The following is a 23,843-nucleotide window of genomic DNA, read 5'->3' on the forward strand; positions in this document are numbered from 1 at the left end:
GTCGCCTTATGGGTGTATCTCGATTAGCGCTCATCGATTTAAAAAGGGTCTTTGATGGATCCAGATCGGAATCGGCAAGACATTTCCTGCACGAATCGCTTGGCAGTCGCCTCTGTTGCAGCGCGCACCATGGGGCAATGCATCGGTGGGAAGTGACAATTTTCTCAAAATGCGAGGATTGTATCGGCGCTTTAGACGTACCACCGATGGCTATGCGTCGATTTGGCACCTCTGTTCTCGTCATGGCACCTCGTGGACGTGATGTTATCCGCGCCCATGAGGTGCCATCCAGTCGATACGCGGATTGGTCGGGATGATCTGATGTGGATTGATGGTCGCGTGGCTGTAGTGATAGTGGCGCACGATATGCTGCATACCCACAGTTTCCGCAACGCCGGGCCATTGGTAAAGCGCGCGGGTATAGGCCCAGAGGTGCGGGTAATCGACCAGGCGACGCCGATTACACTTAAAGTGCAGATGATACACTGGATCAAAGCGCAACAGTGTGGTGAACAATCGCCAATCGGCCTCGGTCAACGTGTCACCCAATAGGAAACGATGTTCGGACAGAATATCGTCCAGCCAGTCGAGTGTGTCGAACAGTGGGTCTATTGCCGTGTCGTAGGCGGCTTGCGTCGTCGCAAAACCGCATTTGTAGACGCCGTTGTTCAGGGTGGAGTAGATCCTGCTATTCACGGCCTCAATCGGTTCACGTAATTCTTCGGGCCAATAGTCATCCGTATTGCCGGTGACCTTATCAAAAGCGCAATTAAACATGCGGATGATGTCGGCGCTTTCATTCGAAACGACTGTGTTTTTCTTTTTGTCCCAAAGGATTGGTACCGTGACGCGACCTGAATACTTGGGGTCTGCGCGGGTGTAAATTTGATGAGCATAGTCGTTGCCGAATAGAGTGTCACCGGTTGCGCCATGGTCGTCGGTAGCAAAGCTCCAGCCCATGTCCAACATGTCCGGATGGACCACCGAGACGCTGATATGATCACTCAGCCCCTTTAGTTGGCGAAAAATCAGCGTGCGATGCGCCCATGGGCATGCCAGTGACACATAAAGATGATACCGTCGACTTTCGGCAGCATAGCCCCCGTTGCCGGTTGGACCCGCTTGACCATTCTTGGTGACCCAATTGCGAAACTGCGCTTGCGAGCGTTTGAATGCGCCCCCGGTTGAGGCGGTATCATACCATTGGTCGTGCCAGACACCATCAATCAAGAGGCCCATAACCGTCTCCTATTAGCTGCGGGGCAAATTGCTTGTGGTCAATCTAGGCTGCGTCAGCCGCTGCGCCCATGGTCGTTTTGCGCGCAACTTCCCTGCGTGAACGCACAGGTGACCGATGCGTTGATGTTGGTTGCCGATAGCAAGGGATCAAAAGAGGTGTTGCGGATCAGTGATACAAATGATGCAAAAAGTTCACTTGATTTTATTCTTTGATAGCGCATTTTTGTGAGGAGTTGGGTAATTTGCCCGCCCGCATTTGTCCTGCCGCGCAATGCCATCGGGGCCGCTGTGGGGCCAGATCGAAAGGTCACCACCATGACGACATTCATTCCAAAAGCTGTGCAAGACGCGCTGGATGCTGCGCGACTGGAGGGGATGAAACACAAGAGCCGCCTGCGGGTTGCAGTCGATGACCACGTGTTTCCTGTGCTGAGTATGTGGAAAGATGGATTTTCGGTAGAGGTCGCGGACGTGCCTCAACTGCGCGGTTTGGTCGATCTTTACGATGGCACGCACCATCTGTCGCAATGCCTGATCGTCGCCTCTGACGAGGAATCTGGCGAGATGCGCTATGAGTTCAAGCGGGCGACCGTTGTCACGGATAGCGCACCGCTCGATTTCTACCGCGCGCCGGACGCACCTGTGGCATTGATCGCACAGGACGAATTGCGGTTCTGAGAGGAATGGTTTTCACCCAGGGTTGCCGCTTGATTTAGAACTATCGAATATGAGACCTAAAAAAGGGGGCGGCGCCTGATGCCGTCCCCTTATCGTTTTCGCCGAAATCGCAAACCCACAAGTGAATAGGGTTCAATCTGCAATACCTGCCGCGCGCAATTTGGCGGCAGGTTTTCGGGATATTGAACTACTGCAAGTCAGAGAAAGCGGCGCGCAACCGGTCGCAGGCTTCCTCTACGCGGGCACGCTGGGTGCCGAGGTTGAACCGCAGGAAGTTGTCGCCACCGGTGCCGAAGCTTGGTCCGTGGTTGGCAGCTATCTTGGCTCCGCGTTCAACACGCGAGGTGAATTCCTCCCGGTTCATTCCCGTGCCGGAAAAATCGACCCATGCCAGGTAGGTGGCCTCTAGCCGGGTGGAGCGTAGGCCGGGAATTTCATTCACAGCTGCATCAAAGACCTGACGGTTGCCGTCGAGATATGGCACCAGTTCGTCGACCCAGGCGGCACCTTCGGGAGAGTAGGCAACTGTGGTTGCCCATTGACCGGGAGAGTTCGGCGATAGTGCCAGCGCCAGCATTCGACGTGAAAACTGCGCGCGCAGATCCGGATCCGGGATGATCACCTGACCTGTGTGCATGCCCGCAAAATTGAAGGTCTTGGACGGCGCTGTCAGCATCAAAAGCCGATCGGTAACATCGGGGGCGGCGTTCTGCATAGGGATATGGGTCGCACCGTCGAAAACCAGATCGTGGTGGATTTCATCCGAGAGAAGGATCAGATCGTGGCGCTTGGCAAAATCGGCAACCCCCCGCAGTTCCGCTTGTGTCCAGACACGCCCGACCGGATTATGGGGGGAGCAAAGGATCACCATTTTCTCTGCGCCGGTCATCTGAGCGTCATAGGCGGCAAAATCCATCTCGTAGCGCCCATCGTTCACGACGAGTTCGCATTCCACCACGTTACGGCCTGCGTTACGAATGACTTTGGCGAATGCGTGATAGACTGGCGTGAACAACACGATGCCGTCGCCAGGCTTGGTGAAGGTATCAAGGCACATGCCAACACCGTTCACCAAACCGGTCGTGGTGAAAATTGCCTCTGGCTCGACGGACCATCCGTGGCGATTCTGCATCCACCAACAGATCGCCGACCTGTAGGGGCTGTCGCAGTTCACATAGCCATAAACACCGTGATTTGCCATCTCATGCATCTTGTCGGTCACCACGGGTGGTACCGCAAAATCCATATCTGCAACCCACATCGACAGGCCTTCATCGTGTGGGACGTTATAGAGGTCCTCCATCATGTCCCATTTGATGCAATGCGTGTTCTGGCGGTCAATGATCTTGTCAAAATCCATGGTCTGAACTCCCGTTGTTCCGAGGCGAAGCTAACGGCAATCGCGCCATGCGCAAGGGGGGCGTTGCAGGGCGCGCGCCAATGTCCTAAATCAGCGACATGAAACGTCCGATCCTGATCCATCCTGATCCCCGCCTCAAGAAGGTTTGCGCACCGGTTCCCGACCTGTCGGATGCGTTGCGCACCCTGGCTGATGATATGCTTGAGACGATGTATGCCGCCCCAGGTATCGGGTTGGCGGCTCCGCAGATTGGCATTTTGGATCGCCTGATCGTGCTGGACTGCGTCAAGGAAGAAGACGGCGCAGCGCGTCCCTTGGTGATGTTCAACCCAGAAGTGATCTCGGCGTCTGATGATATCAACGTCTACGAGGAGGGCTGCCTGTCCATCCCGGAACAATACGCAGAAGTGACCCGCCCCAAAGAGGTTGAAGTCACGTGGATGGACCGCAACGGCAATGCGCAACGCGAGACCTTTGCGGGGCTTTGGGCCACCTGTGTGCAGCACGAGATCGACCATCTAAACGGCAAACTGTTCATTGATTATCTCAAACCGCTGAAACGGCAGATGATCACGCGCAAGATGCAGAAAATGAAACGCGAACGTGCACGGGGCTGACCTATTGCTTGTGCTCTTGGCTCAGGTCGGTTCAATTTGCGGCATGATCACCAGCACAAGGAGATGGATAGAATGACAGTTCTCCCCATTGTCACCTGGCCCGATCCGGTGCTGTCGGCCCGCGCCGATCCTGTTGCCTCTATCGCGGACGTGGCAGACTTGGCGCAGGACATGCTCGACACCATGTATGCCGCGCCGGGCCGCGGGCTGGCGGCCCCTCAGGTTGGCGTTTTGCGGCGTGTTTTTGTCATGGATACCATGTGGAAGGATGGCGCGCGCGATCCGCTGGTTTGTATCAATCCAGAAATCTTGGCCCTGTCGGATACTTTGGTCACTGGACCCGAAGGTTGCCTGTCGATCCCAGGTGTCAGCCTTGAGGTTGCGCGACCGGATTGGGTTGAACTGGGTTGGAGAGATCTGGACGGCACGCGCCATCAGAGACGCTTTGATGGGTTTGCGGCGGTCTGCATCCAGCATGAATATGACCATCTGGAGGGGCGCGTGACGTTTGATCAGGTCTTGCCCGAAATCCGGGCCAAGGCCGAAGCCGCCTACCAATTTGATACGGAGATACCCCGATGACCGTGCGCCTATGCCTGCCCTGGCCCGACAAACATCTGCGAAAACGTGCCGAAGAGGTAAGCGACATCACCGAGGACACTCTGGCGCTTTGGCAAGACATGATCGACACGATGGAGGCGATGCCCGGTGTTGGGCTGGCTGCGAACCAAATCGGTGTGCTGCTGCGTCTCGCAGTTGTTGACGGCTCCAGCGAGCGGGGCCGTGCTGTGCGCCTCGCCAATCCAGAGATCCTGCACGCCTCGGTCGCATTGCGTGAGCACGAGGAAGCCAGCCCTAATTTGCCGGGTGTCTCTTCCAAGATCAAACGGCCGCGCGCCGTTACTGTACGCTACATGGATGAGACTGGTGCCACGGTCGAACGAGATTTTGTCGGGATCGAAGCCACCAGTGTGCAACATCAGATCGACCACCTGAATGGCAAGATGTACTTTGACAACCTGTCCAAGGTGAAGCGCGATATCTTGATCCGCAAGGCAAAGAAGCTGAATGGCTGATCGCTTGCAGGTACTACTCTGCGGGTTAGGGTCGACCCACAGGTTAACTTGGCAACTGAAAGAGGGTTGAGCATGCGTATCATTTTCATGGGAACGCCGGACTTTTCAGTACCGGTTCTCGATGCTCTGGTGGACGCCGGGCACGAAATCGTTGCCGTTTACTGTCAGCCGCCCCGTCCCGCCGGACGGGGCAAGAAAGATCGCCCAACCCCTGTGCATGCGCGTGCCGAGGCTCTTGGGCTAGAGGTGCGCCACCCTGTTCGCCTGAAGGGCGAAGACGAACAGCAGCGGTTTGCGTCATTACAGGCTGACGTTGCCGTTGTGGTTGCTTACGGGCTGATCCTGCCGCAGCCCGTGCTGGACGCCCCCCACCACGGTTGTTTGAATATCCACGCAAGCCTGCTGCCGCGCTGGCGTGGTGCCGCTCCGATCCACCGGGCTATCATGGCGGGCGACACGCAAACTGGCGTCTGTATCATGCAGATGGAAGCTGGGCTGGACACGGGGCCGGTGCTGTTGCGTGATGCGACAGAAATCGGGGGCACGGAAACCACGGCACAATTGCATGACCGCTTGTCTCACATGGGGGCGGCACTGATCGTCAGTGCTGTTGACCAACTGGGTAGCCTAAAGTCTGACCCGCAGCCAGATGACGGGGTTACCTACGCCCATAAGATCGATAAGGCCGAGGCCAAGATCGATTGGCAGCGTCCGGCGGTTGTGGTGGATCGGCAAATACGTGGATTGTCGCCTTTTCCCGGCGCCTGGTGCGAGATCGAGGGACAGCGGGTAAAATTGCTGGCATCGCGCGTGGTCGACGGTAACGGTACACCGGGGACTGTTCTAGATGATCAGCTCACCGTTGCGTGCGGTGAGGGGGCAGTTGAACTGTTGCGGCTCCAGCGGGCTGGCAAGGGCGCACAAGCGCGCGACGTGTTCCTCCGAGGCTTTCCGGTTTCTGCCGGCAGTCAGCTGTAAACGGGGAGGCAACAAGATGTTTCTGGCGCTATTCGGCAGCGTGGTGATCGCAGGCATCATTGGGTACCTGGCTGAGCGGACCGGTTTTACGCAAAACGGTTATCTTTCATCAATCATCATCTGCGTCGGCGGTGCGTTTCTGTTCCATTTCATTGTGATTATGTTCGGCATCGGGTTTCGCGCGCCGGGATGGAACGCTATCGCAGCCTCAATCGGGGCGTTGATCATTGTGCCGTTTCATTGGCGCCGCTGATACAGCGACGCCGGTATTTTGTCAGCTGCGCGGCGGGCGCGAACGATAGACCGGTAGGTGCCAGCCAAATGTGATGGATCCTGCACGTAAGATCCAGCAGACCATCGCACAGGCCACCAACGCCCAGCGGGTTGGTAGACCAAATGCGATGCAGGTCACTGCAGTGATCGCACCTGCCATGGCGCAAGAGATATAAAGCTCCCCTTGTTTTAGCACCAATGGTACCTCGTTGCAGACCACATCGCGCATCAACCCACCCAAGGTGCCGGTCGCCATGCCCATCAGCACAACAACAATCGGGGGTTGGGTGGTTAGGATCGCCGCGCCGGTCCCGGCCGAAACCGCGATGGCAAGCGCAAAACTGTCTAGCCAAACGACCCAACGCAATCGGCTTTCCACCAGATGGGCCGTGAAGAAGACAATTACTGATGCTCCCGAGGCGAGTAGGATATAGTTGGAATCTCCGACCCAGAACACTGGATGCCGGTTCAACAAAAGATCCCGAACGGTGCCGCCGCCGACAGCTGTTAGGCTGGCAACAAAGGCAAAGCCTACGATATCCAATTGTGCGCGGCTTGCGACCAACGCACCTGACAGGGCAAAGACCAATACAGAACCATAGTCGAGCAGCGTCAGCAGCGTCATGCCTTGGCCTTGCTGGATTTGAACGGTGCCATGCCCGCCCGCGCCAGCTCGTCCGCGCGTTCGTTCTCCGGATGACCTGCGTGGCCCTTGACCCATTCCCAGGTCACAGTGTGTCGGCGCTGCGCTTCATCCAGACGCTGCCAAAGCTCGACGTTTTTCACAGGTTTTTTGGAAGCTGTTTTCCAGCCATTACGTTTCCACCCATGGATCCAGCCGGTGACGCCATTCTTCACGTAGGCAGAGTCGGTGACTACCGTGAGTGTCGAGGCGCGGGCCAGGCTTTCGAGTGCATTGATCGCCGCCAAAAGTTCCATCCGGTTGTTGGTGGTTTCAGCCTCTCCGCCCTGCAGTTCCTTTTCCTTGACGATGGTGTCGCCATCCATGGCCCGCAGCAAGACACCCCAACCGCCGGGACCGGGATTGCCGGAACACGCGCCGTCTGTATAGGCAAAGAGATCAGCCATGACAGGCCACCGAAACCCAGCGCGCCAATGCGCCGTCCAAGCCGGTGCTCTCACCGGTGGTGCGGTTGTGAGGGGTAAACCCGGCAGTGCGCAGCAGATTGATCAATTCGTCTTCCTCGTAGTAGGTGTAGTAACGCCCAAGGGCATCGCGGGCCTCGCCCTTACCCAGCTTTAGCGCGATGTAAAAGGGGGCACCCGTGCGTAGTGCTTCCCGTAGGGACGTCAGGTGATGCGGGAACTTGGTGCGGGGCGCATGCAATAGGCTGAAATTGGCCCAGATGCCGTCGTATATGTTCGCGCCGGCCAAGTCATCAAAGCTGGCTTGACAGGTGTCGACGCCCTTTAACTGGTTGGCTAGAGCGATCATTTCGGCAGAGGCATCCATGGCAAGTGGACAAAGCCCGGCAGCTGCCATCACCGCGCTGGAGGTTCCGGGACCACACCCCAAATCCAGCACGCGACCACCAGGCTTGCAGGCGTTGATGAATTCCCGCAGCCGGGGATCCTCGCGCAGATGCGTTTCATTCTGTTTTGCGTAATCTGCGGCTTTGCCATTATAGACAGCCAGCGTTTCGCGATCCGTTCCGCTCATAGGTAAACCCCTACGGCCAGGCTGGCGATGACAATTGCGCTCAGCAGCAGTCGCAGGCGCATCCACCATGACGGGGTCAAGCCCCAGACGAAAAACGCATAGTCCAGCAAAAGCAATCCGGCAAAACCATAGATGAGGTTGATGCCGGCTGAGGTTGGCCCTCCACCGGTCATAATGAACGCCCAAAGGGCGGGCAGGACCGCGAGACCATATCCTGTGGCAGCGCGCAGTCCTGACGTCTTGGTCGCAAACCCCCATAGCACGCCGGACATGAAGCTGAGTATCACCGACCCATAGAACAGCTGAACGTAGGGTCCGACAAATCGCGGTCCCAAATGGCTGGCTCCCCAGGCCTGTAGTGTCGGTATCTGAGTGGTGAGCGGACCCCAGACAAAGGGGATCAGCCCGGCCAATCCTAGGATCAACGGTGCTGGTGGAATCCTACTCATGCACGCTCCATCGCCAGCCGCGTCGCCAGTGCAGTAAACAGCACGGCAAAGCTGCGATTGAGCCATTTGACCACTGTTTCTGACCCGAGGATCAGATTGCGTGCCTGCGCGGCGAATAGACCATAAAGCGCGAAGATGGCGAAGGTCATTGCCATAAAGATCGCACCAAGGACGATCATTTCCTCCGTGGCGCTGCTTGCCGCACCGGAGAGGAAGGGTGGCAACAGAGCCAGAAAGAACACCGATAGCTTGGGGTTCAGGATATTGATCAGCGCGCCTCGCTGGGCGATGCGCAGTCCGGACTGCCGGGAAGAAGGGACGGCGGACACCGACAGTGCGCCGCCGGCCTTCAGCATTTGCCAAGCAAGATAGAGAAGATAGAGTACACCAGCGACCTTTACTGTCTGAAACAGCAGGGCCGAAGCGTGCAGCACGGCAGCGAGCCCCAGTGTTGCGGCGGCAAGATGCGGCAGAATGCCGACGGTGCAGCCAACCGCAGCCCAGATCGCAGCACGTGGCCCCTGGCCCAGGCCCAGGGCGATTGTATAGATCACGCCAGTGCCCGGAGCGAGCACAACAACAAACGCGGTGAGAAGAAATTGCAGCGAAATCAATGACTGTTTCCTTGTGACAAGACGGGGCGCTGATCACAGGGTAGTGGGCTGCGGACGAGTTGCAAGCGCTTGTCTGTCGTAGCAACGAGCGGCTTCATCGCTGGGCGCGGCGGATGGGCGGTCTTGCCCTTTTCTCAGGCCGTTTCGCGCAGCACGCGTGGCACCTTGAATTCAACCTTCTCGATTGCGGTTTCGACAATCTCGACGGTGACATCGAACCGGACACGGAACGCATCTATAACTTCATTGACCAGAAGTTCCGGGGCCGAGGCCCCGGCGGTGATAGCAACGGTTTTGATCCCATCCAGTGCGCGCCAATCGATGTTCTCTGCGCGCTGCACCAGCTGGGCATATTGGCAGCCGGCCTTGGCGCCGACCTCAACCAGGCGGCGTGAATTCGATGAATTGGGTGCGCCAACCACGAGCAGCGCATCGGCCTTGGGCGCGACTTCCTTCACGGCCTCTTGTCGATTGGTTGTGGCGTAGCAGATGTCCTCCTTGTGGGGGCCAACGATATTTGGAAAGCGAGCCTGAAGGGCCGCGACAATATCCTTGGTGTCATCTACCGATAGGGTTGTCTGGGTGACATAGGCGAGGGTGTCAGGATCGCGCACCTTGACCGTGGCCACATCGTCAGGCGTTTCGACCAGCAGCACTTCTCCATCAGGCAGCTGCCCCATGGTGCCGATGGTCTCTGGGTGGCCTTTGTGACCAATCATGATCATTTGAAGGCCGTTTTCAGCGTGGCGCTGCGCTTCGATATGCACCTTGGACACCAATGGGCAGGTCGCATCGACATAAATCATCTGGCGACGGTCCGCCTCTGCCGGGATCGCCTTCGGCACACCGTGGGCTGAGAAGATCACCGGCCGATCGTCGGGGCATTCGTCCAATTCTTCGACAAACACCGCTCCCTTAGCGCGCAGCCCGTCAACCACGTATTTGTTGTGCACGATTTCATGGCGCACATAGACAGGTGCTCCCCATTTTTCGAGCGCCATTTCGACGATCTTGATCGCGCGGTCTACACCGGCACAAAAACCGCGCGGTGCGGCAAGAAATAGTGTGAGGGCTGGCTTCGTCATCGCGGTCTCCTTGCTGCTCAGAGCTAGGGCTTTCTGGGGGCAAGGTCCAGCCCCGGGGTCAGTGATGGCGATAGGTGTCTAAAAAACCCGCAGTGCGGTCATATCGCGCACTGCGGGTTTTTGATTTTGATATGGTCTCAGACGACAATGTCTGCCGGACAAAATTAGCCGGTTACGGTAGATACCGGGCGCGGATCATTCTGTTCGCGAGGTGGCCGACCAATCACGTCCTTCAGCTCTTCCAGTTCGATGAAATTATCGGCCTGGCGTCGCAGCTCATCCGAGATCATTGGTGGCTGACTGCGGATGGTCGAAACCACCGACACCCGGACGCCCTGGCGTTGAAGACTGGCAATCAACGGGCGAAAATCGCCATCCCCGGAAAACAACACAATATGATCCACTCGTGGGGCCAGTTCCATGGCATCCACGGTCAGTTCGATATCCATATTTCCTTTAACCTTACGTCGACCCATGCTGTCCGTGTATTCCTTGGCCGGCTTCGTCACCATGGTGAAGCCATTGTAGTGCAGCCAGTCGACCAGCGGACGGATCGGAGAATACTCGTCATTTTCCAGCAAGGCTGTGTAGTAAAATGCTCGCAGCAATTTACCCCGGCGCATGAATTCCTGCCTGAGCAATTTGTAGTCGATGTCAAATCCCAACGCCTTTGCGGCAGCATAAAGATTCGAGCCATCGATGAACAGCGCGAGCCGTTCGTCCTTGTAAAACATCAAATATGTCCTTCCGGTAGGTCCGTCTCAGCTGTGGGTTCCGTGAGTGAATGCTGAAATACGCCAAAACGGGTGGACTTAATGTAGGTTATTTGACATTTGCCGCAAGTGTATGAGGATTAGGAAACGGGGACAAAAATGACCGAATTCCGGTCAGAGGCGCTGATCGCCCTTGGTGGAAACCTGCCTATTGGCGAGCAGTCCGTGACACACACCCTTATAGCGGCGATACAGCAGTTGTCCGAATCAGACATCTGCTTGCGGGCAGTGTCCCGGTTCTACCAGACGCCATGCTTTCCGGTTGGAGCTGGGCCGGACTATGTGAACGCGGCAATCCGCATCCACACCGATCTGTCACCGCGGTCTCTTCTGGACCTTTTGCACGAGATTGAGGCCGATTTCGCCCGTCAGCGTGCGCAGCGCTGGGGAATGCGGACATTGGACCTCGACCTGCTGGCATATGATGACTTGATCTGCCCGGATGTGGCCACCTTCGCCAGATGGAAGGATCTGCCACTTGATCAGCAGATGAAGGAAGCTCCGGGTCAGTTGCTTTTGCCGCATCCGCGCCTTCAGGACCGGGGTTTTGTTCTCGTGCCGCTCCGAGATGTTGCACCGGATTGGCGGCACCCGATTCTTGCCAAGATGGTGCAAGACCTCTGTGATGCACTGCCTAAGTCCGATTTGAATGAGATTTCCCCACTGTGAGCTGTAAGGGCCTCCCATTCGGCGCTTGTCAATAGAAAGCTTTGGTTTTAGAAGTCACGCTTCTGGACTTATTTTGATTTGGAGAGTCGCCCATGGCCCGCGTGACGGTTGAAGACTGCGTAGACAAGGTTCCCAACCGCTTTGAGCTGGTGATGCTCGCGGCGCATCGCGCCCGTGAGATTGCGGCAGGTGCCGCCCTGACGGTCGAGCGTGACAACGACAAAAACCCTGTCGTGTCCCTGCGTGAGATCGCGGATGAGACACAGAGCGCAGATTCGCTGCGCGAGCGTCTGATCGAGAACAACCAGAGCCAAATCGAAGTGGACGAGCCGGAAGACGATTCCATGGCTCTGCTTATGGGAGCGGAAAACGACAAACCCTCCACCGACGATATGTCAGAAGAAAAACTGCTGCGTGCGCTAATGGAGGCGCAGGGGCAGGGCTGAGAAGTCATACGACATAACTAGCTGAGGCTGCGGACCGGAAATGATTTCACCAGAAGACCTGATTGCTCTGGTCCGCAACTACAATCCAAGGACCAATGCGGACAGGATCGCCGATGCATATGCGTTTGGCGAACACATGCATGAGGGCCAGTTCCGCCATTCTGGCGAGCCCTATTTTACGCATCCGGTTGCTGTCGCGGCCATCCTGACAGAGCAGCGGCTGGATGATGCCACGATCATCACCGCGCTGCTGCATGACACAATCGAAGATACAAAAGCTTCCTACGATGAGATCTCTAACCGGTTTGGCCCTGAGGTGGCGATGCTGGTCGATGGCGTCACCAAGCTGACCAACCTGCAACTCTCGAGCCGTGAAACCAAACAGGCCGAGAATTTTCGTAAGCTGTTCATGGCGATGTCAAAGGACCTGCGGGTCATTCTCGTCAAACTCGCGGACCGTCTGCACAATATGCGGACCATCAAGGCGATGCGGTTGGACAAGCAGGCCCAAAAAGCCCGCGAGACCATGGATATATACGCACCACTTGCGGGTCGCATGGGGATGCAGTGGATGCGCGAAGAGCTGGAGGATCTGGCCTTTCGTGTGCTGAATCCCGAAGGCAGGCAGTCGATCATCCGGCGCTTTGTGACGTTGCAGCGTGAAACCGGCGATGTGATCCATCGGATCACCGGCGACATGCGTACCGAGTTGGAAAAGACGGGTATCGAGGCCGAGGTCTTTGGGCGAGCGAAAAAACCCTATTCAATCTGGCGTAAGATGCAGGAAAAAGATCAGGGCTTTTCGCGACTATCCGACATCTATGGGTTCCGCATTATCACTGCCAGTGAAGAAGACTGTTACCGGGCATTGGGTGCTATTCATCAGCGATGGCGCGCGGTCCCTGGTCGGTTCAAGGACTACATCAGCCAACCGAAATCTAACGGCTACCGATCAATCCACGCAACAGTTTCGGGGCGGGACGGTAAGCGGGTCGAAGTGCAGATCCGCACCCGCCAGATGCATGATGTTGCCGAAACCGGAGTGGCCGCGCATTGGTCCTATCGCGATGGTGTCCGTTCGGAAAATCCCTTTGCTGTCGATCCGGCGAAATGGATCGCCTCGCTGACTGAACAGTTCGACGCAGAAGAGGATCACGATGAATTCCTCGAAGCGGTTAAGCTGGAAATGTACTCTGACCAGGTGTTCTGCTTTACGCCTAAAGGTGACGTCATCAAGCTGCCCAAAGGGGCGACACCGATTGACTACGCTTATGCGATCCACACCAGGATCGGCCATGCCTGCGTCGGAGCCAAGGTGGATGCAATTCGCGTGCCTCTCTGGACCCGGCTGCGCAATGGGCAATCCGTGGAAATCATCACCGCCGAGGGGCAGACCCCGCAGGTAAGCTGGTTGGAGATTGCAACTACGGGTAAGGCGCGAACGGCCATCCGGCGGGCCTTGCGGGAATTGGATCGGGCGCGTTTTGTGAAACTGGGCCATGAACTCGCGCGCTCTGCCTTTGAACATGTCGGCCGCAAAGCAACCGATAAGGCCCTGGAAACTGCCGCAAGGGCCCTCAGGGTCAGTTCTGTTGATGAATTGCTCGGACGCCTGGGCGCTGCGGTGCTGACCGCGCATGACGTGGTGCAGGCAGTCTATCCTGAGTTGGCTGCTGACGACAGTGATGAGGTCTCGCCGCGTCGTGCGGTGATTGGTCTTGAGCCGGGACAGAGCTTTGAACGTGCGCCTTGCTGCCAGCCACTGCCGGGTGAACGCATTATTGGCATCACCTATCGCGGTCGCGGCGTTGTTGTGCATTCCGCTGATTGCGATGCGCTGGGCGAAGTTGAAGATCAACCAGAGCGCTGGGTTGATCTGCATTGGCACAGCGGCACCCATCCGGCGGTCTACGGTGTGACACTTGAGCTGACCATCGGCAACGACGCCGGTGTTCTGGGACGCATTTGCACATTGATCGGTGAAAAAAAGGCCAATATTTCTGACCTTGAATTTGTCGATCGGAAACCCGACTTTTACCGGCTGATGATTAATGTCGAACTGCGTGATGTGGAGCAGCTGCATTCGCTGATGTTGATGCTGGAAGCTGAGAGCGATGTTGCAGCCGTTGCTCGGTTCCGTGATTTGCCAGAAAGCCGCCCGAAACTAGGGTAGCCGTTCAGCACGATTTGGGAAGGACGCGAACCTTTGGTATTCAGGCGCCGGGATAGACGCCCACCTTTGCGTGCGCTCGCGGATTTTTTGTGGCCGCGCGGCGGTTGGGGACGTGCGTTTCACTACGTGAAGCACCGGGTGCGGCGGTTGCCCGATTCGCCAGAACGTATCGCCCGCGGTGTTTGGGCCGGGGTTTTTACCACCTTCACGCCGTTCTACGCGATGCATTTCGTGGTAGCGGCCATCATTGCACGGCTGATGAATGGCAATATTTTGGCGGCTCTCAGTGGCACCTTCTTCGGCAATCCGCTGACCTACGTGCCTATCGGTGTGGCCTCTCTTCAAACCGGGCACTGGATCCTCGGGACTGAGTTTGACCCTGATGTGGACAAATCTCTGGTTGGGAAATTCCTCGCGGCGGGCAGCGATCTTTTTGACAATTTGATTGCGCTGGTGATGGACCGCCCCGCCGACTGGCAGGGGCTGGCGCTATTTTATCATGAAGTGTTTTTCCCCTATCTTGTGGGTGGCGTCTTGCCGGGCATCATCACAGCAACCGTTTGTTATGTGCTGAGTGTGCCAGTCATTCGCGCCTATCAGCTACGCCGCCGGTCCAAGATCAAGGCAAAGTTCGACATTATCAAGAAACGCGCCGCCTTGGATGCGGCAAGCGACAAGGGTGAAAACGGACCGCTCTAAGCGCGCTTTTCTGGTGGTTTCCGGGTTGCTCTTGGACGCGCAGCACCTAGTGTCAGGCCAATAGCGTTGAATTGGGAATTGCGATCCATGGCACAGACTTCTGAGCAAGACACCGCCCTGCGACTGGGCGTAAACATCGACCATGTGGCCACGGTGCGCAATGCACGTGGCGGGCTGACACCTGACCCGGTGCGGGCTGCCAAGCTCGCTGAAGAGGCGGGGGCGGATGGCATCACGGCGCATCTGCGTGAAGACCGCCGTCATATCACTGATCGTGACATCGACGGGCTGATGGAGGCGCTGAGCGTACCTTTGAACTTTGAGATGGCCGCTACGGAGGAAATGCAAAACATCGCGCTCCGGCACAAACCGCACGCAGTCTGCATCGTACCGGAGAAACGTGAAGAGCGTACCACCGAAGGCGGGCTGGAAGTTGCGCGCGAGGAAAACAAACTGGCGCACTTTATCGCTCCGTTGCGGGACGTGGGTTGCCGGGTGTCGATTTTTATCGCGGCGGATCGGCGCCAGATCGAAGCTGCGCATCGCATCGGGGCAGAGGTGATCGAATTGCACACTGGGGCCTATTGCGACGCCCATGCCGAGGGGGATTTCGCCAAACGCGATTCCGAACTGGCCGCTCTGCGCGAAATGTCGAGCTTTGCCCATTCGCTTGGGCTGGAAGTCCATGCCGGTCACGGTTTGACCTATGATTGTGTCCAGCCCATCGCGGCATTCCCCGAAGTGTGCGAGCTGAACATCGGTCACTTTCTGATCGGCGAAGCCATTTTCCGCGGGCTCACCCCGGCGATTGCAGAGATGCGCCGCCTAATGCATGAGGCGCGCACCGAAGGCTAAGGCATCGTGGCCCCTTGTCAGTGTCGGTCAGATCGCCTTTGATCAACTAATGATCCTGGGCATCGGCACCGACTTGGCAAATATTGAGCGTATCCAAGGCACTCTGGACCGGTTTGGCGACCGGTTCAAAAATCGCGTTTTCACCGATATTGAGCAACGCAAGGCAGAGCGGCGGCTAGACGTTGCGGGCACTTATGCCAAACGCTGGGCCGCTAAAGAGGCTTGCTCAAAGGCGCTGGGCACCGGGCTGCGTATGGGAATCGCATGGAAAGACATGGCGGTGTCAAACCTACGGACAGGTCAGCCAGTCATGCATGTAACCGGATGGGCGGCCGACCGGCTTGCCAAGATGACGCCAGAAGGTCACGAGGCCATTATCCATGTGACATTGACGGACGATCACCCTTGGGCACAGGCCTTCGTCGTGATTGAGGCGCGTCCAATCGCCCGTGAACCGCTTGCGACGCCGGGCGATGCTTGACTTACCCGGATCGGCCCCGCATGTAGCGCCGAACCCTTGTTTACAGTTAGACCGGAGAGCCTGATGACGGCCAAAGCAACAGTCGGAAGTTCGATCCTTGAGACGGTCAAGACCATCGTCTACGCCCTGCTGATCGCGGGTGTGTTCCGCACGCTGTTCTTTCAGCCGTTCTGGATTCCTTCCGGCTCTATGAAGGAAACTTTGCTGATTGGCGACTTTCTGTTCGTGAACAAGATGGCCTATGGCTATTCCTCCGCTTCCTGTCCCAGCCTGAAATTCCCGAGCGTCGGCATCGACATCGACAGCAGTGATATCTGTGGCTTCCTTGATGGTGAAAATTCTCGTATTTGGGCCGGTGAGCCCGAGCGCGGAGATGTCGTGGTCTTCCGTCATCCGGTCAATCAGAACGATTTCATCAAGCGGCTGATCGGTCTGCCGGGCGATAAGATCCAGGTGAAAGATGGCGTGCTGCACGTCAACGGTACCGCTGTTGCCATGCAGGATGCCGGTGAATTTGAAGAGCTGATGGCACCTCAAGGCCCTGCCGGGTCCTATCCGCTGTGTGAAAACGCACCAGTGGGTGAAGGCGCTACCTGCACAAAATCGCGTCAGATTGAAACCCTGCCCGGCGGGAGTGAGCATGTTGTGCTGAATATCGGCAATCAGGGCATGGATCATACTGGCGTCTATCAGGTGCCTGCAGGGCATTACTTCTTTATGGGGGACAATCGTGACAATTCCTCTGACAGCCGTTTGCCGCAGTCGGCCGGAGGCGTCGGTTACGTCCCTTACGAAAACCTTATTGGCCGTGCTGACCGGATCGTGTTTTCCTCTGCTGGCCGGTCCATGCTGTTCTTCTGGACTTGGCGCGGGGACCGTTTCTTTAAGGGGATCGAGTGAAACTCTCTAAGGATATGTGCGCTTTTGCGGCGCGGATCGGCTATACTTTCATTGAGCCTGCACTTCTCGTGCGGGCTTTGACTCATGCTTCTGTGTCGTCACCGAACCGTCAGGACAATCAGAGGCTTGAGTTTTTGGGCGACCGGGTGCTTGGCTTGGTGATGGCCACTGCACTGCTGGACACGGATAAGACTGCGACCGAGGGCCAGTTGGCGCCGCGGTTCAACGCTTTGGTGCGCAAGGAAACCTGCGCTGATGTTGCCCGCGAAATTGGGTTGGGTGATGTGCTGAAATTGGGCCGTTCGGAAACAATGTCAGGCGGGCGCCGCAAGCAGGCCCTGCTGGGGGATGCAATGGAAGCAGTGATCGCGGCTGTCTACAAAGATGGTGGATTTGAGGCCGCACAGCAGCTGATCCTGCGTCTTTGGGGTAGCCGTATTGGCCGTGTCGAGGCAGACGCCCGTGACGCCAAGACCACGCTACAAGAATTTGCCCAGGCGCGCGGCGAACAGCCCCCCGCCTATGTGCTGGTTGAGCGCAAAGGCCCAGACCATCAACCTGAATTTACGATTTCCGTGCAGCTGCAAGACGGCACCGAAGGCCGCGCTACTGCCGGATCAAAACGTCAGGCCGAACAGGCCGCAGCCAAATACTTGTTGGCTCGATTGGAGCAAGAAAAATGACCACACGCGCCGGCTTTGTTGCCCTGATCGGTGAACCCAATGCGGGTAAATCCACGCTTCTCAACCGTATGGTTGGGGCCAAGGTGTCAATTGTAACCCACAAGGTGCAGACCACCCGCGCCCGCATCCGTGGCGTGGCCATGGAGGGCGAGAGCCAGATTGTTTTTGTAGACACACCTGGCCTGTTCCAGCCGCGCCGCCGTCTGGATCGCGCGATGGTCGCAGCTGCCTGGGGGGGCGCTGCGGATGCCGACGTGGTCGTGCTGATGATTGAGGCACACCGCGGTATTACCGAAGGTGTCGAACGCATCTTGGAAGGTCTTGAGAATATCGGCGAGGGCCGAAAAATCGCCTTGGCGATCAACAAGATAGACCGGGTTCAGTCCGAGGTCTTGCTGGGTTTGACCAAAGATTTGAACGAACGCTACGCGTTTGCCGATACCTTTATGATTTCCGCAGAAAAGGGCCATGGTGTCGACCATCTGCGCGGCTGGTTGGCAGAGCAGCTGCCAGAGGGGCCGTGGCTTTATCCAGAAGATCAGATCGCTGATCTTCCAATGCGCATGATTGCGGCAGAGATGACCCGTGAAAAACTGACCCTGCGCCTGCATCAGGAATTGCCGTATCAGCTGACGGTGGAAACCGAAAACTGGGAAGAGCGTAAAGACGGCTCGGCCAAGATCGACCAGCTGATCTATGTGATGCGTGACGGTCATAAAGGGATCGTGCTCGGCAAACGGGGGGAGACCATCAAGGCGGTCAGCCAGGCTGCCCGGGCTGAGCTGGAGGAGTTCCTCGATCGCAAAGTGCATCTATTCCTGCAGGTGAAAGTGCGCCCGAACTGGCTGGAAGAATCCGAACGCTATTCTGAGATGGGTCTCGACTTCAAGGACGGGAACTGATCCCGCATGGCGCGTCTTACGGCGAGCTTTTGGGTGCAGGCTTACCTCACCCGTCTGCGGCTTGCCGATATTCCGGCCTTTGTCACCTCGCATGGTGACGATACGGCCGGTGCCGTTCTGGTCAAGCTGAACACATTGGACCGCCAGGCCGAAGCGCTGCATCGCTCGTACGATTTGATGAGCGGCGCGCGTAGTTGGATCACATTGGCTAAGGGCGATGAAAACGACGTGGACGCGGCTATCGCCAAGCAACGCGGTTTTGACCCGGATCTCTGGGTGATTGAGGTCGAAGACCGCCACGGGCGGCATTTGCTGGATGAACCGGGCCTGGATTGATCATGGAGTGGCGCGACGAGGGCATATTGCTGACAATGCGCCGCCATGGTGAGAGTTCAGCAATCGTGGATGTATTCACCGTGGACCACGGGCGCCACGCCGGAGTTGTCCGTGGTGGTGCCGGTCGCAGAATGGCACCTGTGTTGCAACCGGGTGCCCAGTTGGATGTGACCTGGCGCGCGCGCCTAGAGGATCATCTGGGCAGCTATCACGCTGAACTTATACGAAGCCGTGCGGCGGCTGCCCTCTCTGGTCGTCTTGCGCTGGCAGGACTGAACGCGGTGACGGCGCTTTTGGCGTTTTGCCTGCCTGAACGCGAACCGCTTCCGGACCTTTATCTGCGTAGTGAACAGCTTTTGGATTTGTTAGACCGTCCTGATGTTTGGCCCTTGGCCTATCTACGTTGGGAGAAGGCGCTGCTGGAGGAGATGGGCTTTGGTCTCGATCTCAACCGATGCGCGGTAACAGGCGCGGGCACTGAATTGATGTATGTTTCCCCCAAGAGCGGACGGGCAGTGTCCCGCACTGGGGCGGGGGATTGGGCCGACCGCCTGTTGCCACTGCCACCAATTTTGCGCGGCCATGGCGATGCCAATACGGGGGAGATTGTGACAGCTCTCTCCACCACTGGGTTCTTCCTGGAAAGCCGTCTGGCGCCATCACTTGGCGACCGACCCCTGCCAGAGGCGCGAGGGCGGTTAATCGACGTGCTCAGTCGGTAGCCGTAAACAGCATCTCGCGACCGGCGTCATTGGTGAGCAGCAGGACGGATCCTTTGATCTCGACGAGATCCATCTGTTGCAGTGCCGTTAGGACATCTGTCTCTTCCCTTAAGGTCGGGCAGACCATACGTGTGGTTGCCAGTGCCGCGATCTCGAACCAGGGGTAGGGGGTCATCAGCTGGCCGGTCATTTGGTTGCACGGAAGCTGACCGGTGATGACACCGGGCTTCGGGAATTCCAGCGTTGTGAGCGCAGCGACGGGCGTCTTGTCGATTTCACGCAGCTGCCAGGTGGTTCCGCGGCCGCCATAGGCGCGCAGCGTTTCGTCACCGAAACACCCCACAAGAGACAAAAGAGAGGCAAAGGCGAGCAATGGGGCATAGATCAGTTTCATAGGGGCACGCTATCCCATGGCGACCGCTCGTCAAGCCGCCGGTGCAATTAGAAACGACCCGGAGCTGCGTGCGCCGGGCCGTTTCCAATCAGATGGCTGGGGGGCAGTATGTGATCAGGCCAGTAGCCTGCGTGCGATGACCTGTGCCTGAATCTCGGCGGCACCTTCAAAAATATTGAGGATCCGTGCATCACACAGCACCCGGCTGATCTTGTACTCTAGCGCAAAACCGTTGCCGCCATGGATCTGCAAACCGTTGTCGGCCGCTGCCCAGGCAACGCGGGCGCCCAACAGCTTCGCCATACCAGCCTCTAGGTCACAACGATGGCCATTGTCTTTTTCCCAGGCCGAAAAATACGTGAGCTGGCGGGCCATCATGATCTCAACCGCCATCATCGCCAGTTTGGAGGCCACGCGGGGGAAGGCGATCAGCGGCTTACCGAATTGCTTTCGATCCTGCGCGTATTGCATCGCGATATCCAATGCAGATTGCGCAACACCAATGGCGCGGGCAGCAGTTTGGATACGCGCGGATTCAAAGGTCTCCATCAGCTGCTTGAAGCCTTTGCCCTCGTTCCCGCCGAGCAGGTTTTCACGCTTCACGTGAAACCCGTCAAATGCCAGCTCGTACTCTTTCATACCGCGATAGCCAAGAACCTCGATTTCACCACCGGTCATGCCTTTTGTAGGGAAGGGATCTTCATCGGTACCAGGTGTTTTCTCTGCCAGGAACATCGACAAGCCCCGATGATCCGTACTGTTGGGGTCGGTGCGTGCCAGCAGCGTCATTACATGGGTGCGCGCGGCATGTGTAATCCAGGTCTTATTGCCGGTGATCTTGTAGTCGCCATTGTCACCCTTAACGGCGCGGGTGCGCAAGGCACCCAGATCAGACCCTGTGTTTGGTTCGGTAAAGACGGCTGTGGGCAGGATTTCGGCGCTGGCGATCTTGGGTAGCCAGCTGGCTTTTTGCTCTTCGGTCCCGCCTGCTATGATCAGTTCAGCTGCGATTTCTGACCGAGTGCCAAGGCTGCCAACACCGATATAGCCGCGTGACAGCTCTTCGGACACGACGCACATCGAGGCCTTGGACAATCCAAAGCCGCCAAACTCCTCAGGGATGGTCAGCCCAAAGACGCCCATTTCGGCCAGCTCTTCGATGATCTCCATCGGGATCAACTCGTCGTTCAGATGCCAGTCGTGGGCGTGAGGCTCCACCTTTTCGATCGTGTAACGACGGAACTGATCACGGATCATCTCCAGCTCTTCATCAAGGCCGGAGTTGCCAAACATAACTGAGCCGGACTGCTCTTGCATCAGCTCTACCAACCGCATGCGCGCAGCCTGAGTGTTGCCGCTGTCACAAAGCGTCATGACAGCAGGAACCATTAGCAACCTCTGACTGTCCTGTGACAGGCCAAGATCCTGCAACCGCAGAACCTCGCCCTGGTTCATCGGAATGCCGCCGTAGATTTGCCAGAGGTATTCGCCAAAGCCGATTTGCAGCAATAGCTGGTCCGTTTCGGAGAATTTGCCATCCGCCTGCAGCCGTTCTGCCCAGTTATGCATCTGGCGTAAGCTATAGGCATAGGTGGCAAGCCAGGCGAGGCCGTGCGCGGCCGTTTGATGGCTTTCGACCAACGCCCCCGAAACTCGACCGTCCTCGCTGACAAGACCGCGCACGGTGCTTCGCGCGGTCTCTAGAAGATCGCTCACCGGGTCCAGTGCCGCTGCGGTGAGCGTCAGAATGTCAGGAACAAGGGTCGGTTGCATTTGCGGGTCCTGTCCATCATGAGCCATGAATCACATCCTTTCAGTTGCGTCAGTGGTAGATCACTTTGCAGTTGCAGCGCAACAAAAATACCTTGTGACGTTATGTTTGGATCAATAATTGCTGATACATTTCGCACGTGCAGCGCAACGCGGATGTGCTAAAGGGGAGAGATGTCAGTGTCTTCTTACCTTGTCGCCGCTCTCCCACCGGGTCTAAATATCGAAATATTGGCGTTTGCGCTGGGAATTTCGGTATTGGCTGGCACGGTGAAGGGCATGGTCGGATTTGCCATGCCAATGATCCTAGTTTCCGGGCTGAGCATGTTCCTGTCACCGGAAATTGCGCTCGCGGGGCTGATTTTGCCGACAGTGGTGACAAATGGTATGCAGGCGTTGCGCCAAGGAACTGCGGCGGCCTGGCAGTCAATCAAACGGTTTCGAATTTTCTTGCTTGTTGGGTTGGTCTTTTTATTGGCGAGCGCGCAATTGGTTAGGGTGTTACCGCAAGGCATTATGTTACTCGTGATTGGGGTGCTGGTCACGATTTTTGCGCTGATGCAGTTGATGGGACGCAGCATTCCCATGACCCGTACCAATTCACAAACCGAGGCGGTCGTCGCGGCAGTCGCGGGCTTTATTGGCGGGTTGTCAGGTATCTGGGGGCCGCCGACCGTGGCCTATCTGACAGCCCTTGGCACCGAAAAACACGAACAGATGCGAGTGCAAGGTGTGATCTATGGGCTCGGTGCTATGGCCTTGCTATTGGCGCATATCGGGTCCGGCGTGATGCGTGCTGAGACTGCGCCGTTCTCACTCATGCTGGTGCCGCCTGCTATCGTCGGCATGTGGATCGGGGGGCTGTTACAGGATCGGATCAATCAGGCCACGTTTCGGCGGGCAACATTGGTTGTTTTGCTGCTTGCGGGGGCCAATCTGCTCCGGCGCGGACTCATGTATTAGGGTCTAATGAGCTGGTCAGAGCCTAGTTCGTGCAAAGAAACACACAAAGAGGACTGTGGATGGTAAAGCGATTGAGCGCAGAGCATTTGGCCACAGTCTCCATCGCTGTTGCGATACTGGTGCTCGCAGGTAAGACGCTGGCCTGGTGGCTGACCGGTTCGATTGCGCTGTTTTCTGACGCGATGGAATCGCTGGTCAATATCGGCGGCGCGATCATGGCATGGTTTGCGGTCCGCTACGCCAATCGTCCGCCTGACGCAGGACATCCCTTTGGTCATCACAAGGCGGAGTATTTCTCGGCTGTTGTGGAAGGGATCATGATCATCGTTGCGGCCTTGCTGATCCTAAATGAGGCCATTTCCGCCCTTCGCGCACCGGCACCCTTGGTTTGGAACAGTGCGGGGATTTGGGTCAATGCGGGGGCCATGGTGGTGAACCTGCTCTGGGCCCGTGTGCTGATCGAACGTGGCTCTGTGCTTGGCTCGCCAGCACTGGTTGCAGGCGGACGCCATTTGATGAGTGACGTTTGGACCTCGGCAGGCGTCCTGGTTGGCTTGGTCTTGGCAATGGCCACGGGCTGGTCATTGCTCGACCCAATCCTGGCCCTATTGGTTGCTGTTAACATCCTGCGCGAAGGGTATCTGGTGGTTGTCTCATCAGTTGGCGGGCTGATGGATCAGGCGGCGCCGCAGAATGAGCGGGACGAAATAGCTGCGATTATTCACCAGACGGCCCAAGGTGCGTTGCAGGTGCACGGTCTGAAAACCCGGCGTGCCGGGCAAGCGGTTTTCATTGAGTTTCATATGGTTGTCGCAGGTGAAATGACGGTACGGGCATCTCATGCGATCTGCGATCGTATCGAAGAAGCCATCCGCGTCTCGCTGCCAACCGCGCAGGTCACGATCCACGTGGAACCAGAACACAAGCTGGAAGACAGCGGTATCAAACCGGGGCAGTAGCGCGCGGAAAACCCGGAAATGAAAAAGCCCCGATCAGAGGATCAGGGCTTTTTGTGTTTCGGAACAGC

Annotated in this window: 31 protein-coding genes; 19 read left to right on the forward strand and 12 right to left on the reverse strand. The window is 57.3% G+C overall.

Annotated features, from left to right (window positions below):
- Window positions 1-264 precede the first annotated feature (264 nt).
- Window positions 265-1,239: a glutathione S-transferase family protein gene (locus PhaeoP97_RS01515; protein ID WP_072503572.1), complete on the reverse strand. Its 975-nt coding sequence runs from the start codon at window positions 1,237-1,239 to the stop codon at window positions 265-267.
- A 53-nt stretch (window positions 1,240-1,292) separates the two neighbouring features.
- Window positions 1,293-1,556 carry a hypothetical protein gene (locus tag PhaeoP97_RS01520; protein WP_072503573.1) on the reverse strand — a complete coding sequence of 88 codons (264 nt, stop codon included), beginning with the start codon at window positions 1,554-1,556 and terminating at the stop codon, window positions 1,293-1,295.
- Here PhaeoP97_RS01520 and PhaeoP97_RS01525 point away from each other — a divergent pair.
- Window positions 1,555-1,917: a hypothetical protein gene (locus tag PhaeoP97_RS01525; protein ID WP_072503574.1), complete on the forward strand. Its 363-nt coding sequence runs from the start codon at window positions 1,555-1,557 to the stop codon at window positions 1,915-1,917. The two genes, PhaeoP97_RS01520 and PhaeoP97_RS01525, sit on opposite strands and share 2 nt — an antisense overlap.
- A gap of 187 nt (window positions 1,918-2,104) precedes the next feature.
- Here PhaeoP97_RS01525 and PhaeoP97_RS01530 read toward each other — a convergent pair whose 3' ends face one another.
- Window positions 2,105-3,277 (reverse strand): MalY/PatB family protein, encoded by a 1,173-nt coding sequence (locus PhaeoP97_RS01530; RefSeq protein WP_072503575.1) that lies wholly within the window; start codon window positions 3,275-3,277, stop codon window positions 2,105-2,107.
- A gap of 98 nt (window positions 3,278-3,375) precedes the next feature.
- Between PhaeoP97_RS01530 and def (PhaeoP97_RS01535) the strand changes: the two genes are divergently transcribed.
- The 5 genes from def (PhaeoP97_RS01535) to PhaeoP97_RS01555 all read left to right on the forward strand — a co-directional run bounded on the left by def (PhaeoP97_RS01535) (window position 3,376) and on the right by PhaeoP97_RS01555 (window position 6,201).
- Window positions 3,376-3,894, forward strand: coding sequence for a peptide deformylase (def, locus tag PhaeoP97_RS01535; RefSeq protein WP_072503576.1), 519 nt, complete (start codon window positions 3,376-3,378; stop codon window positions 3,892-3,894).
- Window positions 3,895-3,966: 72 nt separating this feature from the next.
- Window positions 3,967-4,476, forward strand: a complete 510-nt coding sequence (gene def / locus PhaeoP97_RS01540) for a peptide deformylase (protein WP_072503577.1) — start codon at window positions 3,967-3,969, stop codon at window positions 4,474-4,476.
- Window positions 4,473-4,970, forward strand: coding sequence for a peptide deformylase (def, locus tag PhaeoP97_RS01545; protein WP_072503578.1), 498 nt, complete (start codon window positions 4,473-4,475; stop codon window positions 4,968-4,970). The genes def (PhaeoP97_RS01540) and def (PhaeoP97_RS01545) overlap by 4 nt, the downstream gene beginning before the upstream one ends.
- Window positions 4,971-5,042: 72 nt before the next feature.
- The gene (gene fmt, locus PhaeoP97_RS01550; protein ID WP_072503579.1) at window positions 5,043-5,948 is read left to right on the forward strand and encodes a methionyl-tRNA formyltransferase; all 906 of its coding nucleotides are present in this window, start codon (window positions 5,043-5,045) and stop codon (window positions 5,946-5,948) included.
- Window positions 5,949-5,964: 16 nt separating this feature from the next.
- The gene (locus PhaeoP97_RS01555; protein WP_072503580.1) at window positions 5,965-6,201 is read left to right on the forward strand and encodes a hypothetical protein; all 237 of its coding nucleotides are present in this window, start codon (window positions 5,965-5,967) and stop codon (window positions 6,199-6,201) included.
- Window positions 6,202-6,222: 21 nt separating this feature from the next.
- On the opposite strand, the gene PhaeoP97_RS01560 is transcribed toward PhaeoP97_RS01555, so the two are convergent.
- The 7 genes from PhaeoP97_RS01560 to PhaeoP97_RS01590 form a co-directional block, all read right to left on the reverse strand.
- Complete coding sequence (locus tag PhaeoP97_RS01560) at window positions 6,223-6,846, reverse strand: trimeric intracellular cation channel family protein (protein ID WP_072503581.1); 624 nt, start codon at window positions 6,844-6,846, stop codon at window positions 6,223-6,225.
- Window positions 6,843-7,310, reverse strand: coding sequence for a ribonuclease HI (gene rnhA / locus PhaeoP97_RS01565; RefSeq protein ID WP_072503582.1), 468 nt, complete (start codon window positions 7,308-7,310; stop codon window positions 6,843-6,845). The genes PhaeoP97_RS01560 and rnhA overlap by 4 nt, the downstream gene beginning before the upstream one ends.
- Window positions 7,303-7,902, reverse strand: coding sequence for a class I SAM-dependent methyltransferase (locus PhaeoP97_RS01570; protein WP_072503583.1), 600 nt, complete (start codon window positions 7,900-7,902; stop codon window positions 7,303-7,305). Before PhaeoP97_RS01570 ends, rnhA begins: the two co-directional genes overlap by 8 nt.
- Complete coding sequence (locus tag PhaeoP97_RS01575; protein WP_072503584.1) at window positions 7,899-8,351, reverse strand: DUF3429 domain-containing protein; 453 nt, start codon at window positions 8,349-8,351, stop codon at window positions 7,899-7,901. The genes PhaeoP97_RS01570 and PhaeoP97_RS01575 overlap by 4 nt, the downstream gene beginning before the upstream one ends.
- The gene (locus PhaeoP97_RS01580; RefSeq protein WP_072503585.1) at window positions 8,348-8,965 is read right to left on the reverse strand and encodes a LysE family translocator; all 618 of its coding nucleotides are present in this window, start codon (window positions 8,963-8,965) and stop codon (window positions 8,348-8,350) included. Before PhaeoP97_RS01580 ends, PhaeoP97_RS01575 begins: the two co-directional genes overlap by 4 nt.
- Window positions 8,966-9,099: 134 nt before the next feature.
- On the reverse strand, window positions 9,100-10,050 hold the full coding sequence (ispH, locus tag PhaeoP97_RS01585) for a 4-hydroxy-3-methylbut-2-enyl diphosphate reductase (protein WP_072503586.1): 951 nt from the start codon (window positions 10,048-10,050) through the stop codon (window positions 9,100-9,102).
- A 164-nt stretch (window positions 10,051-10,214) separates the two neighbouring features.
- Window positions 10,215-10,784, reverse strand: a complete 570-nt coding sequence (locus PhaeoP97_RS01590; protein ID WP_072503587.1) for a LabA-like NYN domain-containing protein — start codon at window positions 10,782-10,784, stop codon at window positions 10,215-10,217.
- Between the two features lie 138 nt (window positions 10,785-10,922).
- On the opposite strand from PhaeoP97_RS01590, the gene folK reads away from it, so the two are divergent.
- The 11 genes from folK (at window position 10,923) to recO (ending at window position 19,689) form a co-directional block, all read left to right on the forward strand.
- Entirely contained in the window at window positions 10,923-11,492 is a 570-nt protein-coding gene (gene folK, locus PhaeoP97_RS01595; protein ID WP_072503588.1) for a 2-amino-4-hydroxy-6-hydroxymethyldihydropteridine diphosphokinase, read from the forward strand.
- 92 nt (window positions 11,493-11,584) lie between these two features.
- Window positions 11,585-11,938 (forward strand): DNA-directed RNA polymerase subunit omega, encoded by a 354-nt coding sequence (rpoZ, locus tag PhaeoP97_RS01600; RefSeq protein WP_072503589.1) that lies wholly within the window; start codon window positions 11,585-11,587, stop codon window positions 11,936-11,938.
- 40 nt (window positions 11,939-11,978) lie between these two features.
- Entirely contained in the window at window positions 11,979-14,111 is a 2,133-nt protein-coding gene (locus PhaeoP97_RS01605; RefSeq protein ID WP_072503590.1) for a RelA/SpoT family protein, read from the forward strand.
- A 33-nt stretch (window positions 14,112-14,144) separates the two neighbouring features.
- On the forward strand, window positions 14,145-14,810 hold the full coding sequence (locus tag PhaeoP97_RS01610; RefSeq protein ID WP_072503591.1) for a DUF2062 domain-containing protein: 666 nt from the start codon (window positions 14,145-14,147) through the stop codon (window positions 14,808-14,810).
- Between the two features lie 87 nt (window positions 14,811-14,897).
- Window positions 14,898-15,665, forward strand: coding sequence for a pyridoxine 5'-phosphate synthase (locus tag PhaeoP97_RS01615; protein ID WP_072503592.1), 768 nt, complete (start codon window positions 14,898-14,900; stop codon window positions 15,663-15,665).
- 49 nt (window positions 15,666-15,714) lie between these two features.
- Complete coding sequence (acpS, locus tag PhaeoP97_RS01620) at window positions 15,715-16,146, forward strand: holo-ACP synthase (protein WP_072506251.1); 432 nt, start codon at window positions 15,715-15,717, stop codon at window positions 16,144-16,146.
- Between the two features lie 63 nt (window positions 16,147-16,209).
- Window positions 16,210-17,046 (forward strand): signal peptidase I, encoded by an 837-nt coding sequence (gene lepB / locus PhaeoP97_RS01625; RefSeq protein ID WP_072503593.1) that lies wholly within the window; start codon window positions 16,210-16,212, stop codon window positions 17,044-17,046.
- Window positions 17,043-17,729, forward strand: coding sequence for a ribonuclease III (gene rnc / locus PhaeoP97_RS01630; RefSeq protein WP_072503594.1), 687 nt, complete (start codon window positions 17,043-17,045; stop codon window positions 17,727-17,729). The genes lepB and rnc overlap by 4 nt, the downstream gene beginning before the upstream one ends.
- Entirely contained in the window at window positions 17,726-18,631 is a 906-nt protein-coding gene (gene era / locus PhaeoP97_RS01635; protein ID WP_072503595.1) for a GTPase Era, read from the forward strand. The genes rnc and era overlap by 4 nt, the downstream gene beginning before the upstream one ends.
- Window positions 18,632-18,637: 6 nt before the next feature.
- Window positions 18,638-18,967, forward strand: coding sequence for a DUF1491 family protein (locus tag PhaeoP97_RS01640; RefSeq protein WP_072503596.1), 330 nt, complete (start codon window positions 18,638-18,640; stop codon window positions 18,965-18,967).
- Window positions 18,968-18,969: 2 nt separating this feature from the next.
- Window positions 18,970-19,689, forward strand: a complete 720-nt coding sequence (gene recO, locus PhaeoP97_RS01645; RefSeq protein WP_072503597.1) for a DNA repair protein RecO — start codon at window positions 18,970-18,972, stop codon at window positions 19,687-19,689.
- Here recO and PhaeoP97_RS01650 read toward each other — a convergent pair.
- Both PhaeoP97_RS01650 and PhaeoP97_RS01655 read right to left on the reverse strand, forming a co-directional pair.
- Window positions 19,679-20,083: an META domain-containing protein gene (locus PhaeoP97_RS01650; protein ID WP_072503598.1), complete on the reverse strand. Its 405-nt coding sequence runs from the start codon at window positions 20,081-20,083 to the stop codon at window positions 19,679-19,681. The two genes, recO and PhaeoP97_RS01650, sit on opposite strands and share 11 nt — an antisense overlap.
- 114 nt (window positions 20,084-20,197) lie before the next feature.
- Window positions 20,198-21,883, reverse strand: a complete 1,686-nt coding sequence (locus tag PhaeoP97_RS01655) for an acyl-CoA dehydrogenase family protein (protein ID WP_072503599.1) — start codon at window positions 21,881-21,883, stop codon at window positions 20,198-20,200.
- A gap of 144 nt (window positions 21,884-22,027) precedes the next feature.
- On the opposite strand from PhaeoP97_RS01655, the gene PhaeoP97_RS01660 reads away from it, so the two are divergent.
- Entirely contained in the window at window positions 22,028-22,816 is a 789-nt protein-coding gene (locus PhaeoP97_RS01660) for a sulfite exporter TauE/SafE family protein (protein WP_072503600.1), read from the forward strand.
- A gap of 59 nt (window positions 22,817-22,875) precedes the next feature.
- Window positions 22,876-23,775: a cation diffusion facilitator family transporter gene (locus PhaeoP97_RS01665; RefSeq protein ID WP_072503601.1), complete on the forward strand. Its 900-nt coding sequence runs from the start codon at window positions 22,876-22,878 to the stop codon at window positions 23,773-23,775.
- Window positions 23,776-23,843: the final 68 nt, after the last annotated feature.

The organism is Phaeobacter porticola (assembly GCF_001888185.1).
GTDB classification, from domain to species: Bacteria; Pseudomonadota; Alphaproteobacteria; order Rhodobacterales; family Rhodobacteraceae; genus Phaeobacter; species Phaeobacter porticola.